This is a genomic window from Stenotrophomonas sp. AC248, assembly GCF_979258185.1.
Window position 1 is genome coordinate 2,037,552 of the sequence record NZ_OZ409840.1, and the last position, 25,052, is coordinate 2,062,603.

19 protein-coding genes are annotated in these 25,052 nt (G+C 69.4%); all 19 read right to left on the reverse strand.

Annotated elements, in window-relative coordinates:
* Positions 1-35: 35 nt before the first annotated feature.
* The 19 genes from flhA to fliG all read right to left on the reverse strand — a co-directional run bounded on the left by flhA (position 36) and on the right by fliG (position 25,047).
* The gene (gene flhA / locus ACZ0AE_RS09330; RefSeq protein WP_038688501.1) at positions 36-2,144 is read right to left on the reverse strand and encodes a flagellar biosynthesis protein FlhA; all 2,109 of its coding nucleotides are present in this window, start codon (positions 2,142-2,144) and stop codon (positions 36-38) included.
* Positions 2,141-3,271 carry a flagellar biosynthesis protein FlhB gene (gene flhB, locus ACZ0AE_RS09335; RefSeq protein WP_038688499.1) on the reverse strand — a complete coding sequence of 377 codons (1,131 nt, stop codon included), beginning with the start codon at positions 3,269-3,271 and terminating at the stop codon, positions 2,141-2,143. Before flhB ends, flhA begins: the two co-directional genes overlap by 4 nt.
* A 54-nt stretch (positions 3,272-3,325) precedes the next feature.
* Entirely contained in the window at positions 3,326-4,687 is a 1,362-nt protein-coding gene (locus ACZ0AE_RS09340) for a hypothetical protein (protein WP_463600906.1), read from the reverse strand.
* Entirely contained in the window at positions 4,684-10,989 is a 6,306-nt protein-coding gene (locus ACZ0AE_RS09345; RefSeq protein ID WP_463600907.1) for an AAA domain-containing protein, read from the reverse strand. Before ACZ0AE_RS09345 ends, ACZ0AE_RS09340 begins: the two co-directional genes overlap by 4 nt.
* Before the next feature lie 4 nt (positions 10,990-10,993).
* A complete protein-coding gene (locus tag ACZ0AE_RS09350; RefSeq protein ID WP_463600908.1) occupies positions 10,994-11,653 on the reverse strand; it encodes a 4Fe-4S cluster-binding domain-containing protein in 660 nt (219 codons plus the stop codon).
* Complete coding sequence (locus ACZ0AE_RS09355; RefSeq protein ID WP_051598827.1) at positions 11,650-13,482, reverse strand: AAA family ATPase; 1,833 nt, start codon at positions 13,480-13,482, stop codon at positions 11,650-11,652. Before ACZ0AE_RS09355 ends, ACZ0AE_RS09350 begins: the two co-directional genes overlap by 4 nt.
* Positions 13,483-13,551: 69 nt before the next feature.
* Positions 13,552-15,696 carry a putative bifunctional diguanylate cyclase/phosphodiesterase gene (locus ACZ0AE_RS09360; RefSeq protein ID WP_448133597.1) on the reverse strand — a complete coding sequence of 715 codons (2,145 nt, stop codon included), beginning with the start codon at positions 15,694-15,696 and terminating at the stop codon, positions 13,552-13,554.
* 176 nt (positions 15,697-15,872) lie between these two features.
* Positions 15,873-16,664, reverse strand: coding sequence for a flagellar biosynthetic protein FliR (gene fliR / locus ACZ0AE_RS09365; RefSeq protein WP_038688488.1), 792 nt, complete (start codon positions 16,662-16,664; stop codon positions 15,873-15,875).
* 6 nt (positions 16,665-16,670) lie between these two features.
* Complete coding sequence (locus tag ACZ0AE_RS09370) at positions 16,671-16,940, reverse strand: flagellar biosynthetic protein FliQ (protein ID WP_038688486.1); 270 nt, start codon at positions 16,938-16,940, stop codon at positions 16,671-16,673.
* Between the two features lies 1 nt (position 16,941).
* Positions 16,942-17,727, reverse strand: a complete 786-nt coding sequence (gene fliP / locus ACZ0AE_RS09375) for a flagellar type III secretion system pore protein FliP (protein WP_038688484.1) — start codon at positions 17,725-17,727, stop codon at positions 16,942-16,944.
* Between the two features lie 2 nt (positions 17,728-17,729).
* Positions 17,730-18,146: a flagellar biosynthetic protein FliO gene (fliO, locus tag ACZ0AE_RS09380; protein WP_038692232.1), complete on the reverse strand. Its 417-nt coding sequence runs from the start codon at positions 18,144-18,146 to the stop codon at positions 17,730-17,732.
* Positions 18,146-18,481, reverse strand: coding sequence for a flagellar motor switch protein FliN (gene fliN, locus ACZ0AE_RS09385; protein ID WP_038688482.1), 336 nt, complete (start codon positions 18,479-18,481; stop codon positions 18,146-18,148). The genes fliO and fliN overlap by 1 nt, the downstream gene beginning before the upstream one ends.
* On the reverse strand, positions 18,478-19,485 hold the full coding sequence (gene fliM / locus ACZ0AE_RS09390) for a flagellar motor switch protein FliM (RefSeq protein ID WP_038688480.1): 1,008 nt from the start codon (positions 19,483-19,485) through the stop codon (positions 18,478-18,480). The genes fliN and fliM overlap by 4 nt, the downstream gene beginning before the upstream one ends.
* 9 nt (positions 19,486-19,494) lie before the next feature.
* Positions 19,495-20,028, reverse strand: coding sequence for a flagellar basal body-associated FliL family protein (locus ACZ0AE_RS09395; protein ID WP_463600909.1), 534 nt, complete (start codon positions 20,026-20,028; stop codon positions 19,495-19,497).
* A gap of 405 nt (positions 20,029-20,433) precedes the next feature.
* Positions 20,434-21,585, reverse strand: a complete 1,152-nt coding sequence (locus ACZ0AE_RS09400) for a flagellar hook-length control protein FliK (RefSeq protein ID WP_463600910.1) — start codon at positions 21,583-21,585, stop codon at positions 20,434-20,436.
* Complete coding sequence (gene fliJ, locus ACZ0AE_RS09405) at positions 21,585-22,043, reverse strand: flagellar export protein FliJ (protein ID WP_038688476.1); 459 nt, start codon at positions 22,041-22,043, stop codon at positions 21,585-21,587. Before fliJ ends, ACZ0AE_RS09400 begins: the two co-directional genes overlap by 1 nt.
* 3 nt (positions 22,044-22,046) lie before the next feature.
* On the reverse strand, positions 22,047-23,429 hold the full coding sequence (locus ACZ0AE_RS09410) for a FliI/YscN family ATPase (protein WP_038688474.1): 1,383 nt from the start codon (positions 23,427-23,429) through the stop codon (positions 22,047-22,049).
* Positions 23,426-24,064, reverse strand: coding sequence for a FliH/SctL family protein (locus ACZ0AE_RS09415; protein WP_038688472.1), 639 nt, complete (start codon positions 24,062-24,064; stop codon positions 23,426-23,428). Before ACZ0AE_RS09415 ends, ACZ0AE_RS09410 begins: the two co-directional genes overlap by 4 nt.
* Positions 24,061-25,047, reverse strand: coding sequence for a flagellar motor switch protein FliG (gene fliG / locus ACZ0AE_RS09420; RefSeq protein WP_038692227.1), 987 nt, complete (start codon positions 25,045-25,047; stop codon positions 24,061-24,063). The genes ACZ0AE_RS09415 and fliG overlap by 4 nt, the downstream gene beginning before the upstream one ends.
* Between the last annotated feature and the right edge of the window lie 5 nt (positions 25,048-25,052).

A 25,052-nucleotide genomic window follows, 5' to 3' on the forward strand; every position in this document is an offset into this window, starting at 1 on the left:
CTGTTTTCTGGCACATGTCCGTCGGGGTTCCGACGTCAGCTGATCGTGCCGACCAGCTTCAGTCGTTTGTCCTCGGGTACCTCGCTGTAGGCCAGCACCGACAGCGAGGGGACGCTGTGGCGCACCAGCCGTGCCAGCGCGGCACGCACCGGGCCGGGTACCAGCACGACCGCCGGCTCATTCTTCGCTTCCTGCTTGCTGACACATTCGGCCAGGCTTTGGTGCAGTCGCTCAGCGAGTCCGGGTTCCAGTGCGGCGCCGTTGCCCTGTGTGGACTCCTGCAAGACACGTTCCAATTGCGGGTTGAGGGTGAACACCGGCAGCTCGGCCGACATGCCGGCGATCTCCTGCACGATGAAACGGCCCAGTGCGTTGCGCACCGCAGCGGTCAGCGTGGCCGGGTCCTGGCTGATGGGCGCGTTCTCCACCAGCGATTCGACGATCTTGCGCAGCTGGCGGATCGGAATGCGTTCGATCAGCAGGTTCTGCAGCACCCGCACCACCGCCGACAACGGCAGCGACTTCGGGGTGAGGTCTTCGACCAGCTTGGGCGCGCTCTTGGCCAGGTTGGCCAGCAGCTGCTGCACTTCCTCGTGGCCGAGCAGTTCGGGCGCGTGTTCGCGGATCAGGTGCGACAGGTGGGTGGCTACCACGGTGGCCGGGTCGACCACGGTGTAGCCCATGGTTTCGGCGTGGGCACGCTGGTGCGGCTGGATCCAGGTGGCATCCAGGCCGAACGCGGGGTCCTTGCCGGCGATGCCCTCCAGCGCACCGAGCGCGCTGCCCGGGTCCAGGGCCAGTTCGCGGTCGGGGTGGATTTCAGCGGTGGCCACCGGCACGCCGTGGATCAGCAGGCGGTAGGCCGTGGCCGGCAGTTCCAGGTTGTCACGGATGTGCACCGACGGAATCAGGAAGCCGATGTCGTGGGTGAGCTTGCGCCGCACCCCCTTGATCCGCGCCATCAGTTCGCCGCCCTGGTTCTTGTCCACCAGCGGGATCAGCCGGTAGCCCACTTCCAGGCCCAGCGGGTCGACCGGGCGCAGTTCGTCCCAGGTCAGTTCGGCGGTGGGCGAGGGCGTGGCACCGGGCAGGCCGAGGGTCTCGCCGCGGCTGGCGGCCGGCGTCTCGGCGGCACGCGCGGCGGCCGTGCTCTTCTTCCAGGCCTTCCAGGCCACGAAGCCGAGGATGGCGGCCAGCGTCAAGAAGGCGACGTTGGGCATGCCGGGCACCAGCCCGACCACGCCCATGATGGCCGCGGCGATGGTGAGCGCGCGGTACTGACCGAACACCTGGCCCATCATGGCCTGGGCCATGTCCTGCGAGCGCGAGGCGCGGGTGACCAGCATGGCCACTGCCGAGGACACCAGCAGCGCCGGCAACTGCGCCACCAGGCCGTCACCGATGGACAGCAGGGTGTAGGTGGCGGCGGCGTCGCCGAACGGCATGCCGTGCTGGAGCACGCCGACCGCCAGGCCGCCGAGCAGGTTGATGAACAGGATCAGGATGCCGGCGATCGCGTCGCCGCGGATGAACTTGCTGGCACCGTCCATCGCGCCGTAGAAGTCGGCTTCCTCACGCACTTCCTCGCGGCGGGCCTTGGCCTCCTCGCGCGTCAGCAAACCGGCGTTGAGGTCGGCATCGATGGCCATCTGCTTGCCGGGCATCGCGTCCAGGATGAAGCGGGCGGTCACTTCGGACACGCGCCCGGCACCCTTGGTGATCACCACGAAGTTGATGATGGTCAGGATGGCGAAGACCACGATGCCGACCGCGTAGTTGCCGCCGATCACGAACTCGCCGAACGCGGCGATCACCTTGCCCGCCGCCTCGTGGCCGTTCTGGCCGTTGAGCAGGATCACGCGGGTGGAGGCCACGTTCAGCGCCAACCGCAGCATGGTGGTGATAAGCAGCACGATCGGGAAGATGGTGAAGTCCAGCGGGCGCTTCACGTACACCACCGCCAGCAGCACCATCAGCGAGATGGCGATGTTGAAGGTGAACAGGGCATCCAGCACCGGCGCGGCCAGGGGCATCACCACCATGGCCAGCAGCGCCAGCACGATCAACGGCGCGCCCAGGCCGTTCCGGATCATGTCCAGGACCTTGCGGGCGTTCATGCCGGCACCGACGGGCTGGGCGCTCATGCGCGGCCTCCCGTGCCGAATTCATCCACGTTGATGCTCGGGGCGGCCGGCATCGGACCGCCGCGCCAGGTGCGCAGCTGGTAAACGTAGGACAGGACCTGGGCTACGGCCGAATACAGTCTCACGGGAATTTCCTTTCCAAGTTGACCTTCCCGATACAAGGCGCGTGCCAAAGGCGGGGCAGAGACGATGGCGACCTTGTTGCCGTCGGCCACTTCACGGATGCGCAGGGCGGTTTCATCCACGCCCAGGGCCACCACGGTGGGGGCGCCCATCTTGCCGCCCTCGTATTTCAGGGCCACCGCGTAGTGGGTGGGGTTGACCACCACCACGTCGGCGGTGGGCACCGCTTCCATCATCCGGCGGTTGGACAGCTGCTGCTGCAGCTGGCGGATGCGGCCCTTCACTTCCGGGCTGCCTTCGCTTTCCTTCATTTCCCGGCGCAGCTCTTCGCGGGTCATCTTCAGCTTGCGCATCCAGTTCCAGCGCTGGTAGGGCGCATCGAAGGCGGCCAGCAGCATCATCGCCCCGCCGGTGGCCAGCATCAGCTTCAAGGTGAAGCCCAGGCCGTGCACCATGGCTGTTTCCAGCGGCTGGTTGAGCAGGTCGCGCAGCGGCCGCACGCCGTGCCAGACCACCAGCCCGGCGGCGGTGCCGACGAAGGCGATGCGCAACAGCGACTTGGTGAACTCGGCGATTGCCTCCGGGCCGTACAGGCGCTTCATGCCGGCCATCGGGCTGAGCCGCTTGAAATCGGGCATCAGCGACTTGTTCGACCAGCGCAGCCCGCCCATCACCACCGGGCCGAGGAAGCTGGCCAGCAGGCAGATCAGCACCAACGGCCACATCGCCCACAGCAGCTGCAGCAGCAGCTCGCCGAAGTGGCCGAACAGGGCCTGCGGGTGCATGCGCAGGCCCGGTTCCGGGCTCAGCGCCGTCTTCATCCAGGCCTTGGCACTGCTGCTGATGCTGCCCGAATAGGCCATCAGCGCCAGCACGCCGGCACCGAACACCGCGGCGGTGGCCAACTCCCGCGAGCGCGGGATGTTGCCCTGCTCGCGGGCATCGCGCAGGCGTTTTTCGGTAGGTTGCTCGGTCTTTTCGCCGGCTTGTTCGTTCTCGGACATGGCTGCACGACACGGGGGGATTACCCGGGGTCGTGCAAGAACCGTTCCGTGACGTCAGGCCGGGCCGCTGCGCGCGTGCGAGACCTGCACCTGGTCGGACTGCGTCGCGGTGGCGATGGTCTCCTTCAAGGGCACCTCACCCACGCCCAAGGCCCGTTCGATCACCAGCGCGGTGCCTTGCCCGTGCAACAGCGCCTGCAGCCGGCCGAACTCACCGCACCACAGGGTTTCGATGTCGCGGTCGCGAGCGCGGTCGCGGTCGGTCGCCAGGGCCACGGCCCGGACCTGCAGGCGCCCGCCGTCGGCACGGCCGCCCACCTCAACGCCATAGCCAGGGGTGGCCGCCTTCTTGAGAACGACCGCGCCAGTGTCCTGCCATGCGGTGGCCATGCCTTCGCGCACCTCATAGCCGAGGCTGGCCAGCCCGTCGAGCACGGCCTGGCGCCGGGAAACTGCCGCCAGCGCCTGCTGGTGGCTGGCAAGGGCGGTGTCGCACTGCAGGATGAGCTCGGTCAGCAGCGGCAGCGCGGTGTCGGTACTGCAGGCGGCCACCCGGGTCAGCAACGGCGCATGCTCGGCAGGGTCCACGGCAGCCAGCCTGCTGGCCACATCCTGCAGCTGTTCCAGCTGCGTGCGGCGCTGGGCGAACGCGGCCGAGGCGGCGGCCAGGTCCAGTACCAGGCTGTCCAGCAGCAGGTTGCGCCGTTGCGGGGCCGTTTCCTGCTCGGCCTTGTGCAGCGCCTCCAGGTAGGGTGCTGCGACTGCCGCGCCCTGCAGCAACTGCAGTTCGGCGATGTGGCGGTCCACGCGCAGCAGGCGCGCCTCGCGCTCGGGGTCGGCGGGCTGCCGGGCGGCCCAGTCGGCCAGCGTGGGGGTGGGCGTGGCGGTCTGCAATGCGGCGGCCAACGCGCGCTGGTCATCACTCAGCGTTGCCTGCGCGTCCGGCGGCGACAGGAGCGCGAAGGCACGGGCCAGCACCGCCTCCGCGTCAGTACCGGCGTAACCGTCGGCCAGTGCCCGCAGCGCCTGCAGCAGGCCGGCGTCTGCATCAACGGATCGGTCCTGCAGGGTGTTGAGCACGGCGGCGGCGTTGTCGCGCTGCCGCCGCTGCTGCTGGCGGCCTGCGGCAGCGCGGTCGATGGCGCGCGCCTCGCGGTCGCGGGTGTCGGCCTGCAGGAAGGCCGTTTCGGCCTCGATCAGCAGCGCATACCGCGTGTTGTCGCTGTCCGCCAACAGCGCCTGCAGCGCCTGGCGGCGTGCCACTACCGCGGCCACCGCCGATGCGTCGCTCTCGCCCACGCGCTCACACTGGGCCTGCCAGCGCGCCACCGCCTGGTCCAGCCGGTGCAGCATCGCCTCACGCAGGGCCAGCAGTTCTTCGGCAGTCACGATGCGGACGACTTTGGGACCACTCATGGCAGGGTTTCCGGTTGTGAGGGGACAGGCGGGGGCGGCACCGGGGCGGGGGCCATGGCCGCGTCGATGGCCAGGCGCAGCCGTGCCCGTTCGGCCTCGCCGTCGTGGTACCAGGCATGCGAGGACACCCGGTGGATGCCGCCGATGGCGCGGCGCAGGACCGAAGGCCGCCAGATTTCACGGGCGCGGGCATGCGCCAGCAGCGGGTGGCTGGGCGCGTCGCACTCGATGCCGATGGCGAAGTTGCCGGTGTCGGGATGTTCGATGGCGAAGTCCAGCCCGAATGCATCGCCTTCACTGGCGGCCGCGGCGTCCCATCCCAGCGACTGCAGGTAGGCCCCGACGATCTGCGTGAAGCCGTCGGCGGGCGCCGCGTGGGTGCGGTTGGCCACGCTGCGATCGGTCTGCAGGCGATCCAGCAGCCGCGCGCTGCCGTCGAACTCGCCGGCACACAGGGCGCGGGCGTACTCCAGGTACCCCTGCAGGTAGTCACGCGGGCTGGCCGGGGCGCGCTGGGTGTTGAACAGGTCGGAGATGTCGGCGATCGGCATCGAGGTGATCATCACCACCCGTTGCCGGGCGCGGGTGACGGCCACGTTGAGGCGGCGCTCGCCGCCGGTCTGGCCGAGCACGCCGAAGTTGCGCCGGAAGGTGCCCTGCGCGTTGCGGCCGAAGGTGGAGGAGAACACGATGATGTCGCGCTCGTCACCCTGCACGTTCTCCACGTTCTTGACGAAGACCGCCATGTCCTCGCCGTCTTCGCTGCGCTCGCGTTCCTCGGCGAACGCGGCACGGAAGGCGGCATCCTGCCCGGCGCGCTGCTCCAGGTGCTCTTCGATCAGCTCGGCCTGCTTGCGGTTGAAGGTGACCACGCCCACCGAGGGGCGGGCGGCATAGGGGTGCTGCCACAACTGGGCGAGGTACTCCACCACCCGCGCCGCTTCGGCAGGGTTGCTCTGGTGCTGGTACACACCGTCGACCTGGATCAGTTCCAGTGGCTTGATCCGCGCGATGCTGCTGCGCGGATGGCGCACCGGCACGTTGAGCCGGTTGCCGTAGAAGGCCGCATTGGAGAAGCCGATCAGTTCGCGGTATGCCGAGCGGTAGTGGATCTGCAGCGTGGTGCTGGGCAGGGCATTGCGGGCCAGCTGCAGCAGGTCCGGGCAATCCTTGATCTCGCGCCGGTTCCAGGTTTCCTCGAAGGCGTCGCGCTGCTCGGCATCGACCTCGGCATCGGGCTCGTCGCCATCGAAGACCTCGGCTTCATCGCTTTCCACCCGGCTGGAGAAGAAGGCAGTGGGCGGCATCTGCTTCTCATCCCCGCTGACGACCGTGACCCGGCCACGGAACAGCGTGGGCAGGGCGAACTCGACCGGCATCTGCGAGGCTTCGTCGTAGATCACCGTGTCGAACAGCCCGGCCTGCAGTGGCAGCACGCGGCTGGCCACGTCCGGGTTCATCAGCCAGATCGGGCGCAGGTGCATCAGGCCCAGTTCGCTGCCCAGCTCGATGAACTCGCGCAGGCGGCGCGAACGGCGCCCGGTCAGCCGGGTCACGTCTTCCCACTGCTTGCGGTTGCCCAACTGCTGCAGGTCGATGTGGGTGCCCAGCATCTGACGGTTGAGCCGGCGCATCTGCTGGTCGGCAGCGGCCAGGCTGGCGACCTTGGCCTGGGTTTCATCCTGGCCGAACTGCAGCGCCGGGATCGCCTGCTCCATGCGGTGCTTCCAGCCCAGCCGTGCTTCGCGATGCAGCAGGCGGCGCACGGCCGGCTCCAGCGCGTCGCTGGGAAGGGCATCCAGCTGCGGTTGCAGCTGGCGCAGCAGTGCCAGCAGGTCCAGGTCTGCGGCCGACAGCTGCCCGGCGCGCCCGCGGAAGGCCTGGTAGGCGGCCAGATGGGGCAGGGCATCCTGCAGGTGCTGCAGCACCTGGGCATTGCTCTGGTTGTGGGCGATGGCCGCGGCCAATGCGTCGGTCAGCGTCTGCTCCAGCCAGTCGGCCAGCAAGGCGAGCTGCTGCGCGCTGGCATGGCGGGCGGCATGCCGCGCCAGCGAGGCATCCAGGTCCTGCAGCAGTGCCTCCAGGTGCGCGCGGTCGCCCGCCAGCGCAGCGTCATCGGCCTGCTGGGGGCGTGGCGACTGTGCCAGCGCCTGGGCCAGTGCCTGTACGTCCAGCAGTTGGCGCCCGCTGGCGCGTGCCATCGGGCCCAGCGCCATGCCGGTCTGTTGGCCAACCGGGTCCAGCGCCAGCTGCTGGTGCAGGCCGGCCAGTTCGCTGCGCAGCGGGCGCAAGCGTGCTTCCAGCGTCGCGGCGGCCAGCAGTGCTGCGGCGCCTGCTTCGCCCGTCGCGTGGGACTGCTCCTGCAGGACACGGTTCACCCGTCGCCGGCGCAGCAGGTGCAGCGGGTTGAGGCGGGCCAGCAGGCCGCGTGCGCCCAGGACGCGCGCGGCGTCGCGCTGCAGCTGCGCCAGCGTGCGCTCGTCGACGCCGGTGAGGGCCGGCGACAGCGTGCTGGAGAAGGCGTCGAGGTCGAGCGCCGCCACGGCGTGCTCGATCTGGTGCAGCCGGTCCAGCGCGATGTCGCCCTGGCTTGGCTGGCCCGCGCGTGCGGTGCGGAACAGCGGCAGCCAGCGCGCCAGCCGGATCCGTTGTGCGTCGTCCAGGCCGAGCAGGGTCGCCACGTGCGCCGACTTCCACGCCTGGTGCGGAGCGGGATCGTCCAGCTCGAAGCTGGCCGGGTGTGCCAGCAGGATCGCCTGCCGGTGCTGTTCGGCCGCAGTGAACGCCTGCAGGGCGGCAACGAACGCGGCGAGGGTGTCCGCGTCGGCCGCGAAGGGACGCAACTGCACCAGCGGGCTGCCTTCGTAACGCGCCGGCAGCCACAACCGGATCAACGGCGCACACGCTTCCTCGCGCTGCACCAGGGTGGGCAGGTCCAGTGCCAGCAGCCGTTGGCGCAGGGCCGGCAGAACCAGCGGGGGCGTGCCGGTGTCCAGCGCGATCAGTTCGCCGAGCAGGCGCCGGTAGCTCAGTCCGGTGGCGTCGTCGATCTGGTGCAGGCTGTGCTGGTGGCGGTCGAGTTCGCCTTCCAGCGCCTCGATCCGCGCGGCCACCTGCTGGCGCTGCTGCTGCCAGGCCGATTGCGTGGCGCCGGCGGTGAACAGGCCGTCGAGCTGCTCGCGGATGCTGCGGATGACCGGTTCGCGGTCGCGGTTGACGTCGTTGAGCATGACCACGCGCTGGCCCAGCCCTTCGGCGACCAGGCGCTTGTGCACCACTTCCAACGCAGCGTGCTTCTGGCAGACGATGAGCAGGCTGCGTTGCCGGCCGATCGCGTCGGCCACCATGTTGACGATGGTCTGGCTCTTGCCAGTGCCGGGTGGGCCTTCGATCAACAGGCCCGGCCCCTGCCGTGCCTGCAGCACCGCCGCTTCCTGCGAGGGATCGCTGGCCACGGTGAAGTAGCGCTGCAGCTCTGGCGCGGCAGGCGGCGGGGGGCTGTCGGCGTCGGTCGGCGGTGCCAGCCGCAACGCGGTTTCAAGACCGGTGCCGGACGGCGACAGAACCTTGAGCTGGCGCAGGTCTTCGCCGATGGCCTGGCCCATGAACGTGACATGGAAAAGCACCGCGGCGCAGTCCAGCTCGTCCTGGTAAGGGGCCACCTCCACGCTGCTGGGGGGCAGGCCCACCAGGCTGCGCGAGCGGATCGTGGCCAGCATCCCGAAGGCATCCATCACATCGGCGGCCCGGATCGCCGAGCGCCCCAGCAGTTCGTCGGCGGTGCTGCGCCAGCGCTTGCAGGTTTCGGTGCCCAGCACGCTTTCAAGGGCAGGGTTGAGCCGCACTTCCTCGCGTTCGCCATCGAAGGCCAGCCCGACCTGGCCGCGCGTGCCCGGTTCCAGCAGCAGGGTGACCGGCCACAGCAGCAGCGGAATGATCCGGGTGCGCGACGTGCCGCGCGGATCGCGGCTGAGCAGGAACGGAAAGCCCAGATACAGCCCGTCGATGCCGGTGTCGCGCCTGTACAGCGCGCTCTGCCGTGCCAGGGCCATCAGGCGGGGTTCCAGCTGCGGGGTGCGCTGGAACGATTCGGGGTCCAGCTGGACGGCGCGCGCGTTGCGCTGCAACAGGTGATCGAGCAGTGCGGCGGCGGGGCGCCGGGTGCTGTCTACTTCGTGCATGTCCACGCGTGCGGTGGTCTTGCCGATGCTCATGCGCACCAACGGCCCGCGCATCACCGCGGTGACGACCTTCTTTTCGAAGAAGTCCAGGATCTGCGAGACGTACTGCTGCTTCTGGGGCTGCAGCCAGCGGCTGGCGGGCACGGCCAGCACCACCAGGGCGCGCGCCAGCGGCATGCGCCGCTCCAGCCGGAACTGTTCGGCCCAGCCATCCACCACGGGCAGGCCGGAACGGGCGAAGCCCAGGATGCGCGCGTCCACGCTGCGATACAGCTCGGTACGCGGGTGCAGCAGCAGGGCCGCGGCTGCGTCGTTGTCGAAGGTCTCGAGACCGGCGCTGGCGGCCAGCGTGGCAGCCTCGGCGAGGATCGCCTCGGCGCTGCGGAACTGGCCGATCTCCGCGCTCAGCAACACGATCAGGTCTTCTTCGGCCACCACCCTGCGCTCGGCCAGCGACAGCAGCCCGGGATGCGCGGTATCAGGTAGCAGGCGCTGGCGTTCCTGCCATTGCGAGGCCAGCTTGGCCCGCGAGGTGGACAGCAGGTAGACGCGCAGGGATTCTTCGACCAGGGCGATGTGCTGGTGCAGCGCGCGCTGGCGCACGCTTTCCTCGCGCCGCTTGAGCCTGCACAGCCAGTTGTCGGTCTGCAGGTGTTCCAGCAGGTCCGGCACCGACCCGCTGACCAGCCGGTAGCCCTCCAGCGGGTGCTCAAGCAACCAGCCTGGCGTGACGATGTCGCCACGATGGATCAACGGCATTTCCGGGTTGAGCACCTTCAACGCCAGCATCAGCCGGAAATCGTCCTCGATGCCTTCGTGGCGCGCGATCTGGCGCAGCCCGGCGATGCGGGTGGCGGGCAGGCCGACCTGCTCGGCCCAGGTGACGATCCCCCCGCGCAGCAGATGGTCCAGGGCCTGGTCCCAGCCGTCGGCCTGGGCGGCGGCCAGCGCGAACACCGCGGGGCGATGGTAGCGGCGCGTGCCCAGCGGCAGGCTGGCGCCGTCGCCCTCATCCTGCGCGTGTTGCGCCGCCGGCGGCGCCGGTACGGCAATGCCGGCCAGCCAGTCGGCCACCTGCGGCCATTGCCAGCGCTGGTGGCGGTCGCGGGCCAGCAGCCCACGCAGCAGCAGCACCAGCTCCGGGTCCAGCGTATCCGGGATCGGAACACCATTGGCCAGCACGTGGATCAGGAACGCGTTGGGATGGATGCCGTTGAAGCAGGCGCCGTCGGTGAGCTGTTCGAGCAGGATCATGCCCAGGCTCCACCAGTCCGACGCCGCCGCCACGCCACCGGCGATCGCCTCGGGCGCCATGTAGCGGCTGATCTCCAGGGGCGAGACGATGTCCAGGTCGAACTCGGACAACCGCGCCGAACCGAACCCGCTGATCACCAGATCCAGCGGCGTGCGGGCCCGTACCAGCAGGCTGGCCGGGCGCAGGTCGCGGTGGCGCAGCCCGGCTTCGTTGAACGCATGCAGCGCCTGCCCCAGTTCGCTGACGATATGGCGGACCGCCTCGCGGTCGCCGATCACGCTGCCCAGCTCGGCCAGGGTGCCACCGGTGAGCATTTCCACGACTTCAAAGGCGCGGTCATCCCAGCGCCCGGTGGCGATGATCTCCGGCACGTGCGCGCGGGGCAGGCGGCGGATCACATCGTAGATGGCCGGGTCGGGTTCGGCACCGGGGCGGTACAGGGTGAGCACGGCCTGCACCGCCGTGGCGGTGTGTTCGGCCTGGTAGCGGTCACGCACGCCGTCGGTGCTGCTGATCTGGCGCAGCAGGCGCCAGCCATCGATGACCGTTTCGCTGCTGTCGGCGGCCGGCGGCGGTAGCTCCGCCACCGCCGCCGTCGCGTCCGCTGCGCTGGCGCCACAGTGCAGGCACATCAGGTCGCCGGGCGTCATCGGGTGGCCGTTGTCGCAGACCACGTCCGCTGCGGCGGCGCCGACCGTCGAGGCCTGCACCGCTGCCTGGGTGACCACGCTCTGCGGCCGCCAGCCAGCGGGGTGGATCGGCTCGCCGGCCAGATCCCAGCCGCACGCGTGCGCGTCAACAAGGCCTTCGCAGAACATCTCGGCCAACGCGCGTTCGGTGTGGCAATTGGGGCAAAAACGAATCATGGACTTACTCGGCTGGACGACGCGATGAAGTGTGTGCGCTGGTCTGCACCTGATGACCCTGCGCGCGCAGCAGCTCGCGCAGGCGCAGCAGGTCGCCGCGGCGGGGGATGCCGGCCATCCAGACGGTGCCGGTGGCATCGAACATCAGGTCAAGTGCCTTGTCGGCCGGCGTGCTGGTGCGCGCCAGGCCGGCCAGGCGCGACCGACCGAGCGCGGTGAGCAGGGTGAGGCGCTGGTTGTCGCTGCCACGCAGCGCCAGCGACTGGGCTGCATGTTCAAGGTAGGGGTCGCTGATCACCGCGTCGATCAGGTCGCGCGCCTGGTCGAGCATGGGCTGCAGCGTTTCCAGCGGGTGCCCGCTGTACACCAGGATGTCCGCGGCGGTGCGTTGGCGCAGCCCCACCAGCATCTGCAGCAGCGCGTCGAACTGGTCGAACGGCTCGCCGCCGGAAATCGTGATGCCGTCGGCCTGTGCCAGCCACGGCGCCACCTGCTCGAGCAGGCTGGCCACGTCGACGACCGTGCGCCCCGGCCCCCAGGTGTCGGCCGAAATGCAGCCGCTGCAGCGGATGCTGCAGCCTTGGAACCAGATACCCAGGCGCTGCCCCGGCCCCAGCGTGGTCACTGGGAAATGCACGCGCGACAACTGCAGTGGACGGTTCAACCGCGCGCCAGGTCGAGGACGTTGGCGTCCACCGCAACGATGGTGAACTGCTGGCCGGGCTGCGCGTCCTGGTCGAACAGGGCACGCGCCAGCGGGTTGAGCAGGTGCGCCTCGAGCTGGTTGCGGATGCCGCGCCCGCCGTTGGACAGGTCCTTCAGGCAGAGCGACCGCAACGCATCGCGGGCCGACGCGGCCAGGGTCACGTGCAGCTGCTGGGCCTGCAGGTCGGCCAGGGTTGCGTCGACCATCTGGTCGAAGATCTGCACGGCGACCTCCTCGCGGATGAAATCGAACACGATGATGTTCTCGCCGATCCGGTTGAGGATCTCCGGCCGGTTCAGGACCAGCTTGAAGTGCCGGTCGATTTCGTCGTGCACCTTGCTCTGCACCTGCTCGAAGGGCTCGCCGGGCAACACGTTCGCCACGCGCTCGCCATGCTCGCCCTGGCGGTAGATGCCCAGGTTGGAGGTGAACACGATCAGCGCCTCGGAGAAATACACGCGGTCGCCACGCCCGGAGGTGAGCACGCCGTCGTCGAGGATCTGCAGGAACTTGTCGAGGATGCGCGGATGGGCCTTCTCGATCTCATCGAACAGGACCACGCTGAACGGTTTCTCGCGGATGGCGTTGGTCAGCTCGCCGCCCACGTCGTAGCCGACGTAGCCGGGCGGGGCGCCGATCAGCCGCTGGTCGGCATGCTCGGCGCTGAACTCGGACATGTCGAACCGGATGTAGGCGCTTTCGTCGCCGAACAGCAGGCTGGTGACGGTTTTGGCCAGCTCGGTCTTGCCCACGCCGGTCGGGCCGGCCAGGAATGCCACGCCGCGCGGCCGGTTGCCCTTGCGGCTTGCACCCACGCCGGTCATGGCGCGCTTGACGATGTCCAGCATGTGGGTCACCGCATGGTGCTGGCCCTTGACCCGCTGGTGGACGAACGCATCGCCCAGGCGGATGCGCTGCCGGTCGATGCGCAGCCACGGGTCTTCGGTGACGCCGACCTTGTAGCGGCGCACGGCGTCGCCGATCTGGTCCACGGCCACGCCTTCGACCCGGGCCAGCTGGGCGATGGCACTGAGGTCCAGCAACAGCAGCCCCTCGGTGCTCTGCACGAAGGCGTCCACCGCCTGCGCGGTAGCCTCGGCGCTGGCGTCCTGGGCACCGGCCAGTCCCTTGAGCAGGGCCGGGGCCAGTGCGCGCCGGGTGAGCTGGTCCGGCTTGGCCACCGGAACGTGGCGGATGCGCGGGTTGCCGACCAGCAGCCAGTCGGGCAGGTCACCTTCCTTCTCCACCACCCAGAGCACCGTGTTGAAGAACGGCTTGCGCTGCACGCCGCCCGGTCGGCTGCGGGCCTGGTGGGAGAGCACCAGGGCCTGGGTGAACAGCTGGTGTTCGGCCGCGCTGAGGGCGTCGCTGCGCACCGCCAGGCGCGAGGCGAAATCGATGATCAAGGCCACCGGCTCGCCCTGGCGGACGACCAGCCGTTGGAGCGTGGCACTGAGCAGGTCGATACCGGCAGGCGCGGCGCCGTCCACCGGGGTCAGTCCCAGCGATTGCAGCAGGGCGATGCCGCTGGCCGGATCGGTGCCGGGGCGTTCCAGGGCGCGGAAACCGGCCAACGGGTCCCAGCCCAGCACCTGCGCGTAGCCTTGATCGAGCAGGGTGTTGCACAGGGTCTGGTTGAAGCTCTGCGCGGTTACCGTGCCCGGCGCCACTTCGGCTGCCTGCAGGTCGCGGATGTTCCCGGAGAGCACGAACTGGCTCTTCAAGGGAAGGAAACGAACAAGATCGCGCTGCCAGCGCGGACCTTCAAACACATTCTTCCCTGACATCCTGCTGCCTGCTATTCCCATGGTATGGGCAGGGTATTGCGCGCAGCCGTCAATTTCCAGCGCGTGCCGCTAGCCCGCCGCCGCGCCCGGCCGTGCCTGCGCCTTCCATCCGGCGGCCATCTCCACCCGCGGGCGCGGGTGGTCGTGCAGCTGCATGAAGCGTTCCGGGTCCACCGGGCGCCCCAGCAGGTAGCCCTGCAGGTAGTCGCAGCCCAGCCGCTCCAGGTAGGCACGTTGGCCGGTGGTTTCCACGCCTTCGGCCACGATGTCCATGTCCAGCGCGTGGCCCAGCGCGACGATCGCCGAGACGATCACCACGTCTTCCGAGCTGGTTTCCAGGTCGCGCACGAAGGCGTGGTCGATCTTGATCTCGGTGGCGGGCAGGCGCTTGAGATACAACAGGCTCGAATAGCCGGTGCCGAAGTCGTCGATGGAAATGCCCACGCCCAGGCTGGCCATGCCCTGCAACAGGGTGAGGCTGGCCTCGGTGTCGCGCATGACGGTGCTTTCGGTGATCTCCAACACCAGCCGCCGCGGCTCCAGCCGATGGGTACGAAGCGCGTCGCGCACCTCCTGCAGCAGGTGCGGCGAGCTGAACTGGATCGGCGACAGGTTCACCGACACCGTCCAGCTTTCGTGACCGGCGTCTTGCCACTGGCGCAGCTGGCGGCAGGCCTCGCCCAGCGCCCAGCGCCCGATCTCGTTGATGACGCCGCTGCGCTCGGCCAGCCGGATGAACCGGTCCGGCGGAATCAGGCCCTGTTGCGGGTGGCGCCAGCGGATCAAGGCCTCGGCGCCACTGACCCCCTGGCCGGCCACCCGGATCTTGGGCTGGTAGTGCAGGAACAGCTGGTCGGTGCCGATCGCCCGGCGCAGATCGGCCAGCAGCTGGAACTGCTGCTCGGCGCTGTCGTTCATCCAGTCGGAGAACACCGCGTAGGCGTTGCGGCCGGCCTCCTTGGCCTGGTACATCGCCGCGTCGGCAAAGCCCATCAACTGGCGCTCGCTGGCGGCGTGGTCCGGGCAGATCGCGATGCCGATGCTGGCGGTGACCTGCAGCTCGTGGTCGGGCAGCAGCGGGCCGCCGCCGACCGCCTGCAGGATGCGGCTGGCCAGCGTGGCGATGTCCTCGTCGTTGTCGATCCGCACCACCAGCACGAATTCGTCGCCGCCCAGCCGTGCCAGCACGTCCGAAGGGCGCAGCAGCTGGCGGGTGCGCTCGGCCACGGCCACCAGCAGCGCGTCGCCGGTCTGGTGGCCGTAGGCGTCGTTGACCTGCTTGAACCCGTCCAGGTCCATGAACATCACCGCGAAGCGGCTGCCGCGCTGCTCGGCCTCGGCCAGCGCCTGCTCGATGCGTTGTTGCAGCAGCAGCCGGTTCGGCAGGCGGGTCAGGGGATCATGCAGGGCGGCCTGGGTGAGTTCGGCCTGGGCGACGTCCAGCGAACTGCGCAGCGTGTCGTTGCGCAGCCGCAGCAGCTGCGCCTGCATGCGCTGGTCCAGCCAGGACACGATCAGCACCACGGCCAGGATCGCCGTGGTGAGCACCAGCACCAGTGCGGCCAGCCACTGCGCCTGCAGGCCATCGCCGGCGGCCGCGCCGCAGATGCTGTCGGCCGGGAAGCGTGCGGCGGCCATGCCGGTGTAGTGCATGCCGACGATGGCGCTGCCCAGCAGCACGGCCGGCATCAGCCGGTGGCGCATGCGGCGCTGACTGTGGCGCAGCCGGAAGGCAACGAACAGCGCGGTCCACGAGGCCGCCAGTGCGATCAGCAACGACGCGGTGACCCAGCCGGGGTGGTAATCGATGCCGGGCTGCATGCGCATCGCCGCCATGCCCAGGTAGTGCATCGAGGCGATGCCGCTGCCCATCAGCAGGGCGCCCAGCGCCAGCCGCGAGTGCGGCAGGGTGGGGCGCGACACCAGCCACAAAGCGAAGATCGAGGAGGCCATCGCGGCCAGCAGCGACACCGCGGTCCACCCGAGGTCGTAGCCCAGTGGAATGGGCAGGCGGAAGGCGAGCATGCCGATGAAGTGCATCGACCAGATGCCCAGTCCCATCGCGCAGCCACCGCCGAACAGCCACAACGCGCTCAACCGCGCGCTGGGCGCGGTGGTGATCCGATTGGCCATGTCCAGCGCGGTGAACGACGCGAGCATGGCGACCAGCAGCGAAACCACGACCAACCACGGTGTGTAGCTGCCGTCGAGCATCGATGACTCTCCTTGGTCCGCGCATCTGCAATGGCGTTGGGCATGCAGGCCGCACGTGCCTTTCCCCGGCGTGTGCGGCTCCCGGCCCCGGACTGCGGGCGGTGACTACAGCCTACCGCCAACGATGGGGGGGATAGCAAGTGTCCGCGCACACTTTTTCGTGAGGGCGGGGTGAATCAGCGGGTCACGCCATCGGCGGCCTGGAAGGCGGCATCGAACAGGCGCTGCACGGGCGGACCCATTTCGCCGGCCAGGACGGTCAGCAGGAACAGGCCCAGCAGCAGCGCCACCGGCAGGCCCAGCTGGATGGGATTCAACGCGGGCGCGGCACGGGCCAGCACGCCGAAGGCCAGGTTGATCGCCAGCATCGCCACGGTGAGCGGCAGCGCCAGGCCGAGCGCACCGCGGAACACCTGCAGGGCAAAGGTCGGTGCGGCGCTGAGGAAGGTGTCGATGTTGGGCAGCGCGGCGCCGATCGGGACCGCCTTGTAGCTGTCCATCAGCAGCGAGATCAAGGCCAGGTGGCCGTTGGTGCTGAAGAACAGCAGGCCGAACAGCAGGTAGAACCACTGGCCGATGACGCCGGAACTGCCGCCGCGCAGCGGGTCGCTCATCTGTGCAAAGGCCAGGCCCGTGCCTTGGGCGACCAGCTCGCCAGCCATGGCGCCGGCTTCGAACACCAGCCGCAGCAGGAAGCCGATCGAGACGCCGATGGCCAGCTCGCGGGCGATGCTCAACACAGTGGCGGCGTCGAACCCGGTCCACTGGGGCACCGGCGGCAGCAGCGGCGACAGCGCCACGGCCAGCGCACCGGCCAGCACCACGCGCACCCGCGACGGCACCGCGCGGGTGCCGATCAAGGGCATCGCCATCAGCATGGCGCCGATGCGCAGCATGGTCCACAGGATGGTGCCGATCATGCCGAAGGCCTGCAGGCCGTCGGCAGCCATCTGGGTGGCGGAATCCATGGCCTGCTACCCGATCAGGTGCGGGATGCGCTGGAACAGCAGCGTGGTGTACTCCACCAGCTGGCCGATCAGCAGGCTGCCCAGCGCGAACAGCACCGCGGTGAGCGCCGCGGCCTTGGCCACGAAGGCGATGGTGGGCTCGTTGAGCTGGGTGGCGGCCTGCACCACGCCCACCACCACGCCGACGATCAACACGGTGAGCAGCAGCGGGCCGGCCACCCACAGCACCACGATCAGGCCGCCACGCAGTTCGGTCAACGCAAGTTCGGGCGTCATGTCACTGCACCGCGTTGAAGCTGGCGGCCAGGGTGCCGACCACCAGGACCCAGCCGTCGACCAGCACGAACAGCAGGATCTTGAACGGCGCCGACACCAGCATCGGCGACAGCATCATCATGCCCATCGACATCAGCACGCTGGCCACGACCAGGTCGATGATCACGAACGGGATGAAGATCAGGAAGCCGATTTCGAAGGCGGTTTTCAGCTCGCTGGTGACGAACGAGGCCACCAGCACCGGGAACGGAATCGCATCCGGACCGGAATAGGTGCCGTGCCCGGCCATGCCGGCGAAGGTCATCAGGTCGGTTTCGCGGATCTGCGCCAGCATGAAGGCGCGCAGCGGCTGGGTGGTGAGCGTCCAGGCGGTCTGGAAGTCGATCTCGCCGTTGAGGTAGGGCGCCATGCCGCTGCCCCAGGCCTTCTGCCACACCGGCAGCATCACCATCGCGGTGAGGAACAGGGCCAGGCCCAGCAGCACCTGGTTGGACGGGGTCTGGCCGGTGCCCAGCGCCTGGCGCAGCAGGCCCAGCACGATGATGATGCGGGTGAAGGCGGTCAGCACCAGCAGCATCGACGGGATCAGGGTGATCGCGGTCATCAGCAGCAGGGTCTGCAGCGGCAGGCTGACCGGCTGGCCGCCGATCTTGCCGACATTCACGTCCGGCAGCGCCGGGGTGCCAGGCAGGCCGGGGGCGGCCATCGCCAGCGCCGGCAGCGCACACAACAGCAGGAGCAGCAGCAACGGCAGGTAACGGGTCCAGGAGGCGTTCGGGCCACGCATGATCAGGGTTCCTTGCGCAGCCGCTGTTGCAGCAGCTGGGCGAAATTCGGGAGGTTCTTGAGCGTCGGCAGGTTCTTCAGGTCCGGCAGGCGCGCCGGGGCCGGCGTCGGCAGCGGTTCGGGCAGGTGGTGCAGGGTGTTGATGCCGCCAGCGGTGACGCCCAGCAGCAGCTGCTCACCGTTGACCTCCACCACCACCACGCGCTCCTTGGCGCCCACGTTGAGGCTGGCCACCACGCGCATGCCTTCGGCCGGGCGGAAGCCGCTGCCGGGCATGCGCTTGAGCAGCCAGCCCAGGCCGATGATCAGCGCCAGCACCGCCAGCAGCGCCAGCACCGCACCGAACATGCTCGGTGCGGCGGCCGCGTGCTGGCCGACCTTGGCCGCCGGGGTACCGGCGGCGATGAGCAGCGATGCGATCAACGCAGTCTCCGGATCCGTTCGCTGGGGCTGACCACGTCGGTCAGGCGCACGCCGAAACGATCGTTGATGACCACCACTTCGCCATGCGCGATCAGCGTGCCGTTGACGAACACGTCCAGCGATTCGCCGGCACCGCGTTCCAGTTCCACCACCGAGCCCTGGTTGAGCTGCAGCAGGTTGCGGATCGGCAGGCGCGCGCGGCCCACTTCCAGCGACAGCGTCACCGGCACATCGAGGATGACATCCAGGTTCAGTTCGGGCCCCAGGCTGTCATCGGACTGCAGCGTGGTGAACTGTGCCGGTGCCGGTTCGTTGGTTTCGATATCGTTCATTGCGGGTCTTCCTGGATAACGGGAACGCGTGGGCGGGTGCCCGGGGGATGGGTGGCGATGATCTTCACTGCGTTGCTGCCATTGGCGACGCCGAACTCGCCGGTGAACACCGGAATGTTCTCCACGCACACCGGCACCTGCGGCTGCAGGTCGATCGGCAGGATGTCGCCGACCTTCAGCCCGGTCAGTTCGCGCAGCGTCATGCGCTTGCTGGCCAGTACGCTGGACAGGGTGACTTCGGCGATGTTGAGCTGTTCGCGCAGCATCACGCCCCAGCTGGCATCGCGGTCGTTGCGGTCGCTCTGGATGCCGGCATCGAGCAGTTCGCGGATCGGTTCGAGCATCGAGTAGGGCAGGGTGACGTGGATGTCACCGCCACCGCCATCGAGCTCGACGTGCAGGCGGCAGACCACCACGTACTCGCGCGGGGTAACGATGTTGGCGAAGTGCGGGTTGATCTCGGAGTTGATGTACTCCAGCTCCACGTCCATCACCGGGGCCCACGCTTCCTGCAGGTCGGCGAAGGTCTGCTTGAGCAGCAGGTGGATCACGCGCATTTCGGTGGCGGTGAACTCGCGGCCTTCGATGCGGGTGGGGTAGCGCCCGTCACCGCCGAAGAAGTTGTCCACGATCGCGAACACCAGCGTCGGCTCGAACACGATCAGCCCGGTACCGCGCAGCGGCTTGAAGCGGATCAGGTTGAGGTTGGTGGGCACGTACAGCGAGTGCATGTAGTCGTTGAACTTGATCAGCTCGATGCCGCGCACCGACAGCTCGGCCGAGCGACGGATCAGGTTGAACAAGCCGATCCGCCACAGGCGCGCGAAGCGCTCGTTGACCATCTCCAGGGTCGGCATGCGCCCACGGATGATGCGGTCCTGGCTGGCAAAGTCGTAGCTGCGGGCTTCGCCGGGCGTTGCCGCGTCCACATCGGTTTCGACCGCACCCGAATCCACGCCGTGCAACAGCGCATCGATCTCGTCCTGGGAAAGCAGGTCATTCATGGTGTGCCCTTACTGGGTGACGAAGCTGGTGAACAGCAGTTCGTCGGCGCCCTTGGAGCCGGTTTCGGCCTTGAGCAGCTTCTGCACTTCGGCCAGCGAGTCGGCCTGCAGGCGTTCCTTGCCGGCGCGGTCGGCGATCTGGGTCGGCTCGACCTGCGAGAACAGCATCAGCAACTTGGCGCGGATGGCCGGGGCGTGCAGCTTGATCGCCTCCAGCGCGGCCGGGTCGCGGGTCATCAGCTGGACTTCCACCTGCAGGTAGCGCGGGCCGTCGAAGCTGCTGTTGAGGTTGACCACGAACGGCGGCTCCAGCCCGAAGTACTGCGCCGGTGCGGGCATGGCCTTGCTGGCGGCCGGCTTGGCTGCCTTGGGGTCGTGCGACTGGGACGAGGCGAAGTACCACGCACCGCCACCGGCGGCGCCGGCGGCGAGCACGGCCACCAGGGCGGTGATCAACAACGGACTACGCGGCTTGGAGGCCTTGTCCTTGTCGGCGGATTTCTTGGTTTTGTCGGCGGCTGCGGCCACGAGGGGAAGCTCCATTGGATTGCTTCCTGGCTACATGCAAAGGCCGTGCCTGAATGCCGGGGCAGGCCGGCGTCGGGTTTCTGGCGGGGGCGGGGCGGCAGCGCGCTGGCGCGCGGTGACGGTAGTGCCGGCCGCTGGCCGGCTTCACGCACACCCGTGATCCCCCGGTAGAGCCGGCCGCTGGCCGGCTCCACGCACACCCGTGATCCCCCGGTAGAGCCGGCCGCTGGCCGGCTCCACGCATACCCGTGATTTCCAGGTAGTGCCGGCCGCTGGCCGGCTCCACGCATACCCGTGATTTCCTGAGGAGCCGGCCAGCGGCCGGCACTACCGTGTGCGTGCAGGAGCCGGCCAGCGGCCGGCACTACCGGGTGCGTGCAGTGCGTAAACCGGCCCGTGGCCGGCATTTACAGGGGCTGCCTACGCGTACGCGTCAACCAACCCGCGCTGGCGCATCAGCTGTGCCGGCGAGACGGTGATGTCGGCCAGCGTCGGTTCGCCGTCGCCGCCGGTCGCGCCGGGCTGCCCGTTGCCGTCCTGGCCGCCCTGCGCGGTGTGCTGCTGGCCCACATCGGCGTTGCCGAGCTGGAAGCCCTGCTCGCCAAGCATCTCGCGCAGGCGGGGCAGGCTGGTTTCGAGCGCGTGGCGGACCTCGGCATGGGCGCTGCTGAAGCTGGCGTGCACCTTGTCCCCGTCAATCTGCAGGCGCACTTCGATCTGGCCCAGGTCATGCGGGGTCACCCGGATCACCGCGTGGCCGATCTTCTGGTCGGCCAACCAGCCGATGCGGGCGCTCATGGCATCCCCAAAGTCATCGGCGCCCACGTCCGGGGTGGCGGTCGGGCTGCCGGTGAATGCCGCCGTGACGGCACTGGTCTTCAGCTCGGCCGCGGCGTGCAGCGCGTGCAGCAGCGGGGTGGCCGGGGCATCACCGCTGTCGGCGCCGGCCAGGGCGTCGGTGACGGCCTTGAGCAGTGCCGGGTCGTCGGCCACCGTGGCATCGGCGGGCAACACCAACGCGGCGGCCGGTTCGCTGGCGGTAGCGGCACCTGCCGCGGCGGCCGCCAACGGCAGCGCCGGGGCGGGCAGCGGGGCGGCAGTGGCCAGCAGCGGGTCGGCATCGGTCGCCGCAGGGGCGGCCGGTTGCAGCGCGGGCGGCAGGTGCGGCGGGGTGCCGGCCAAGGCCAGCCCGGCCAGGCCGAGCGGTGGCCACGGCGCGGGCTCGGTCTCGTCCGCGCTGTCCTGGGCGGCCGGCTTGGCGGCGGCGGTGCTTTCGGTAGTGCCCGCGTCGGCCGTGGCCTCGGTGGCGGCGTCGCTGCCGGGGCGCTTGGGCGCATCGGCAGTAGCGGGGGTGTTCGGTTCGGTGCCGGATTTGGCCGACCCGTCGGCAGTGCCCGCGTTGCCGGCCTTGCCGGCGGGGCGTGCGGGCGCCTTGGCGGTGCTGGCGGCGTCGCCGTTAAGCAGCGCGTCAAAGTCCCGGCGGGTATCGCCGGACGACGCGTCGCTGCGCGGGGATGTACCGGTGGCCTTGGCAGCGCCCGTGGACGCGGTGCCCTGAAGTGCGGGAGGCATCACGGCGTACCTCCGGTGTCGGTGTCTTCGCGCTGCGCCTGGCGGCTTCGGCGTGCGCCGAGGTCATCCATCTCACGCTGGTCGCGGCGGTCGGTGACCACCTTCTCCTGTGCGCGGTAGCTGGCGGCCAGCTGTTCCAGCACCGCCTTGTCGCGGCTGGCCAGGATCAGGCGGGCGCGTTCGGCTTCGACCTTTTCACGGTTGTGGTCCACGGTCTGGCGCTGCTGCGCCACCGCACTGTCCAGGCGGTCCAGGAATGCGCGCCGGTTGAGCAGCTGGGCCGGGCTGGTGGCCGCCATCTGCGCGTTGGCGTACTCGTCGGCGTAACGGCGCAGCTCGTCCAGGCGCGACAGGTGGGTGTCGAGCGTGCGCTGGCGTTCGGCCAGGTCACGGGCAACCTCGTCTTCGTGGTCCTGGGCCCGCTTGAGCAGGGGATCGAAACGCTTGGACTGGATCATGGCTTAGCTCTCAGGTTCCACCAGGCGCTTGAGTGCGGCCTGGCTGTGCGGCAGGTCGGCGGCCTTGCCGACGTCCTGGCCGAGGAATTCGGCGATGTCCGACCAGCGCTCCAGCGCTTCGTCGGTGGCCGGATCGTTACCGCGCTGGTAGGCGCCGATCGCGATCAGGTCGCGGTTGGACGAGTACGCCGAGACCAGGCGCTTGAGCTTGCGGATGCGCAGGCGCCAGGGTTCGTCGGCAATTTCGGTGACCACGCGGCTGACCGACGATTCCACGTCGATGGCCGGGTACAGGCCGCTGTCGGCCACCCGGCGCGACAGCAGGATATGGCCGTCGAGAATCGCGCGGGCGGCGTCGGCGATCGGATCCTGCGGATCGTCGCCTTCGGTCAGCACGGTGTAAAAGGCGGTGATCGAACCCCGGCCCTTGGCGCCGTTGCCGGCGCGTTCCACCAGGGCCGGCAGCTTGGCAAACACCGACGGCGGGTAGCCGCGGGTGGTGGGCGGCTCGCCCACCGACAGGCCGATCTCACGCTGGGCCTGCGCGAAGCGGGTCAGCGAGTCCATCAGCAGCAGTACGTTCAGGCCCTGGTCGCGGAACCATTCGGCAATGGCGGTGGCGCGGTAGGCACCGTGCAGGCGGGCCAGCGGCGGTCGGTCGGCCGGGCTGGCCACCACCACGGCGCGGCGCAGGCCTTCTTCGCCGAGGGTGCTTTCAACGAAATCGCGCACTTCGCGGCCACGTTCACCGATCAGGCCCACCACGATCACGTCGGCGGCGGTGTAGCGGGTCATCATGCCGAGCAGGGTGGATTTACCCACGCCCGAACCGGCAAACAGGCCGACACGCTGGCCACGGCCGATCGGCAGCAGCGCGTTGATCGCGCGCACGCCCACGTCCAGCGGCTGGGTGATCGGCTCGCGGGCAAGCGGGTTGATCGACACCCCGGCCATGCTCACGGTGCCTTCGGCGCGGATCGGGCCTTTGCCGTCCAGCGGCACGCCATCGCTGTCGATGACCCGGCCGAGCAGGCCTTCGCCCACTTCCACGCCGCCGCGGCCCAGGACCGGCACCACCCGCGCGTTGGGCAGCAGGCCATGCAGTTCGGCGCTGGGCATCAGGTAGGTGCGCTCGCCGGCAAAGCCGACCACTTCGGCATCCACCCAGCCGCCGTCGGCGACTTCCACCTTGCAGCTGGCGCCCATCGGCGATTCGCAGCCGACTGCTTCCAATGTAAGCCCGACCGCGCGGCGCAGCACGCCTTCGCGGATCAGGCCGCGGCCGTGGTTGCCGTCGGGCTGGATGCTGTCCAGGCGCGCAGCCAGGCGCAGGTTGCGCGCGGGCGCCCACTCGGCGGCCGGGACGGGCAGGGGTTCGGTGTTCATGCACTGGCTCCGGATTTGCGCAGCACCGCATCCAGCGCGCCACGCAGGCGGGCTTCCAGGGTGCCGTCGATGCGCACCGCTTCGGCGTGCACGCGCAGGTCGCCGCGGCTCAGGCTGACGTCGGGGGTGAGGCGCTGGGTGGGCGACAGCTGCAGCAGCGGGGTGAGCGCGGCGATGTCGTCAGGGTGCAGGCGCACCTCAACCTCGCGGTTGGCGCCGCCGACCGCGTCGACGGCCTCGCCCACCAGCTGCGCGAGCAGCGCCGGGTCGGCCTGGTACGCGCGGCCGACCAGGGTGCCGGCAATACGGACGGCCAGTTCGCCCAGCGCGGCCACCACTTCATTCTCCAGCCGCACCAGCGGCCGGCTGAAGTTGTCCAGGATGCCTTCGATCTGCGCGACCAGACGGCGCACCTCGGCCTGGCCCTGGGCCTGGCCGTCGGCATGGCCGCGGTCGAAGCCGTCTTTTTCGGCGGCGTCCTGGATCTGCTGGATTTCCTCCAGCGTGGGCAGCTGCAGCAGCGGTTCCGGTTCGTGCTCCGGATCCGGTTCGGTGAGCTCGAAACTCTCCTCCACCGGTGCCGGTTCGGGCACCGCCAGCAGGTCCGGGGCAAGCCAGCGCACGGCGTTGTTCACAGCATCGCCTCCGCGTTGCCGCCAATGGTGACGGTGCCTTCATCGGCCATGCGCTTGACGATGGCCAGGATCTCGCGCTGCGCCACTTCCACGTCGGACAGGCGCACCGGACCGCGTGCTTCCATGTCTTCGAGCAGGATCTCGGCGGCGCGCTGGGACATGTTGCGGGTGATCTTGTCGCGCACCTTGATGTCCGCGCCGCGCAGGGCCAGGCCCAGACGCTCGCCGCTGACTTCGCGCAGCACCAGCTGCAGTTCGCGGTCGTCCAGGTCCACCAGGTCGTCGAACACGAACATCAGGTCCTGGATGCGCCCGCTCAGCGGGGCATCGATGCGGGCGATCTCGCCCAGGATCGCCTGGTCCTGGCCGCTGTCCATGAAGTTCAGGATGTTGGCCGCGCACTGCACGCCGCCGATGTTGGACGACTTCAGGTTCTGGTTGCCGGCGAACTGGCGCTCCATGATTTCGTTGAGCTCGTTCAGCGCGTTCGGCGGAATGCCGTCCAGGGTGGCGATGCGCAGCAGCACGTCCACCCGGGTACGTTCGGGCAGCAGCTTGAGCGCGTCGGCGGCCTGGTCGGTTTCCAGGTGGGCCATCACGATGGCGATGATCTGCGGATGCTCGTTGCGGACCAGGTCGGCCACCGCACGCGGGTCCATCCACTTCAGTGCGTCCAGGCCGGTGGTGTTGCGGCCGAGCAGGATGCGGTCGATCAGGTTGCCAGCCTTCTCGCTGCCCAGCGCCTGCACCAGCATGTTGCGGATGTAGTCGTCCGAGCCCACGCCCAGCGAAGTCTTGGAGCCCAGTTCGGAACTGAACTGGTCCATCACCCCTTCCACCTGGGCACGGGTGATGTCGGTCATGGTGGCCATGGCGATGCCGATCTTCTGCACCTCCTTGGGCTCCATGTGGCGCAGCACTTCGGCCGCGTCCAGTTCACCCAGCGACAGCAGCAGCACGGCGGCGCGTTGTACGCCGCTCAGCGGCG

Excerpts from the sequence above, each read along its gene's own strand:
- ACZ0AE_RS09395 (WP_463600909.1), bottom strand. The coding sequence starts at position 20,028 with ATGGAGCTTCCCCTCGTGGCCGCAGCCGCCGACAAAACCAAGAAATCC.
- ACZ0AE_RS09345 (WP_463600907.1), bottom strand. The coding sequence starts at position 10,989 with ATGATTCGTTTTTGCCCCAATTGCCACACCGAACGCGCGTTGGCCGAG.
- fliR (WP_038688488.1), bottom strand. The coding sequence starts at position 16,664 with ATGGATTCCGCCACCCAGATGGCTGCCGACGGCCTGCAGGCCTTCGGC.
- ACZ0AE_RS09410 (WP_038688474.1), bottom strand. The coding sequence starts at position 23,429 with ATGAACACCGAACCCCTGCCCGTCCCGGCCGCCGAGTGGGCGCCCGCG.
- flhA (WP_038688501.1), bottom strand. The coding sequence starts at position 2,144 with ATGAGCGCCCAGCCCGTCGGTGCCGGCATGAACGCCCGCAAGGTCCTG.
- ACZ0AE_RS09400 (WP_463600910.1), bottom strand. The coding sequence starts at position 21,585 with ATGCCTCCCGCACTTCAGGGCACCGCGTCCACGGGCGCTGCCAAGGCC.
- ACZ0AE_RS09355 (WP_051598827.1), bottom strand. The coding sequence starts at position 13,482 with ATGTCAGGGAAGAATGTGTTTGAAGGTCCGCGCTGGCAGCGCGATCTT.
- flhB (WP_038688499.1), bottom strand. The coding sequence starts at position 3,271 with ATGTCCGAGAACGAACAAGCCGGCGAAAAGACCGAGCAACCTACCGAA.
- ACZ0AE_RS09370 (WP_038688486.1), bottom strand. The coding sequence starts at position 16,940 with ATGACGCCCGAACTTGCGTTGACCGAACTGCGTGGCGGCCTGATCGTG.
- ACZ0AE_RS09340 (WP_463600906.1), bottom strand. The coding sequence starts at position 4,687 with ATGAGTGGTCCCAAAGTCGTCCGCATCGTGACTGCCGAAGAACTGCTG.
- fliM (WP_038688480.1), bottom strand. The coding sequence starts at position 19,485 with ATGAATGACCTGCTTTCCCAGGACGAGATCGATGCGCTGTTGCACGGC.
- ACZ0AE_RS09360 (WP_448133597.1), bottom strand. The coding sequence starts at position 15,696 with ATGCTCGACGGCAGCTACACACCGTGGTTGGTCGTGGTTTCGCTGCTG.
- fliJ (WP_038688476.1), bottom strand. The coding sequence starts at position 22,043 with ATGATCCAGTCCAAGCGTTTCGATCCCCTGCTCAAGCGGGCCCAGGAC.
- fliP (WP_038688484.1), bottom strand. The coding sequence starts at position 17,727 with ATGCGTGGCCCGAACGCCTCCTGGACCCGTTACCTGCCGTTGCTGCTG.
- fliN (WP_038688482.1), bottom strand. The coding sequence starts at position 18,481 with ATGAACGATATCGAAACCAACGAACCGGCACCGGCACAGTTCACCACG.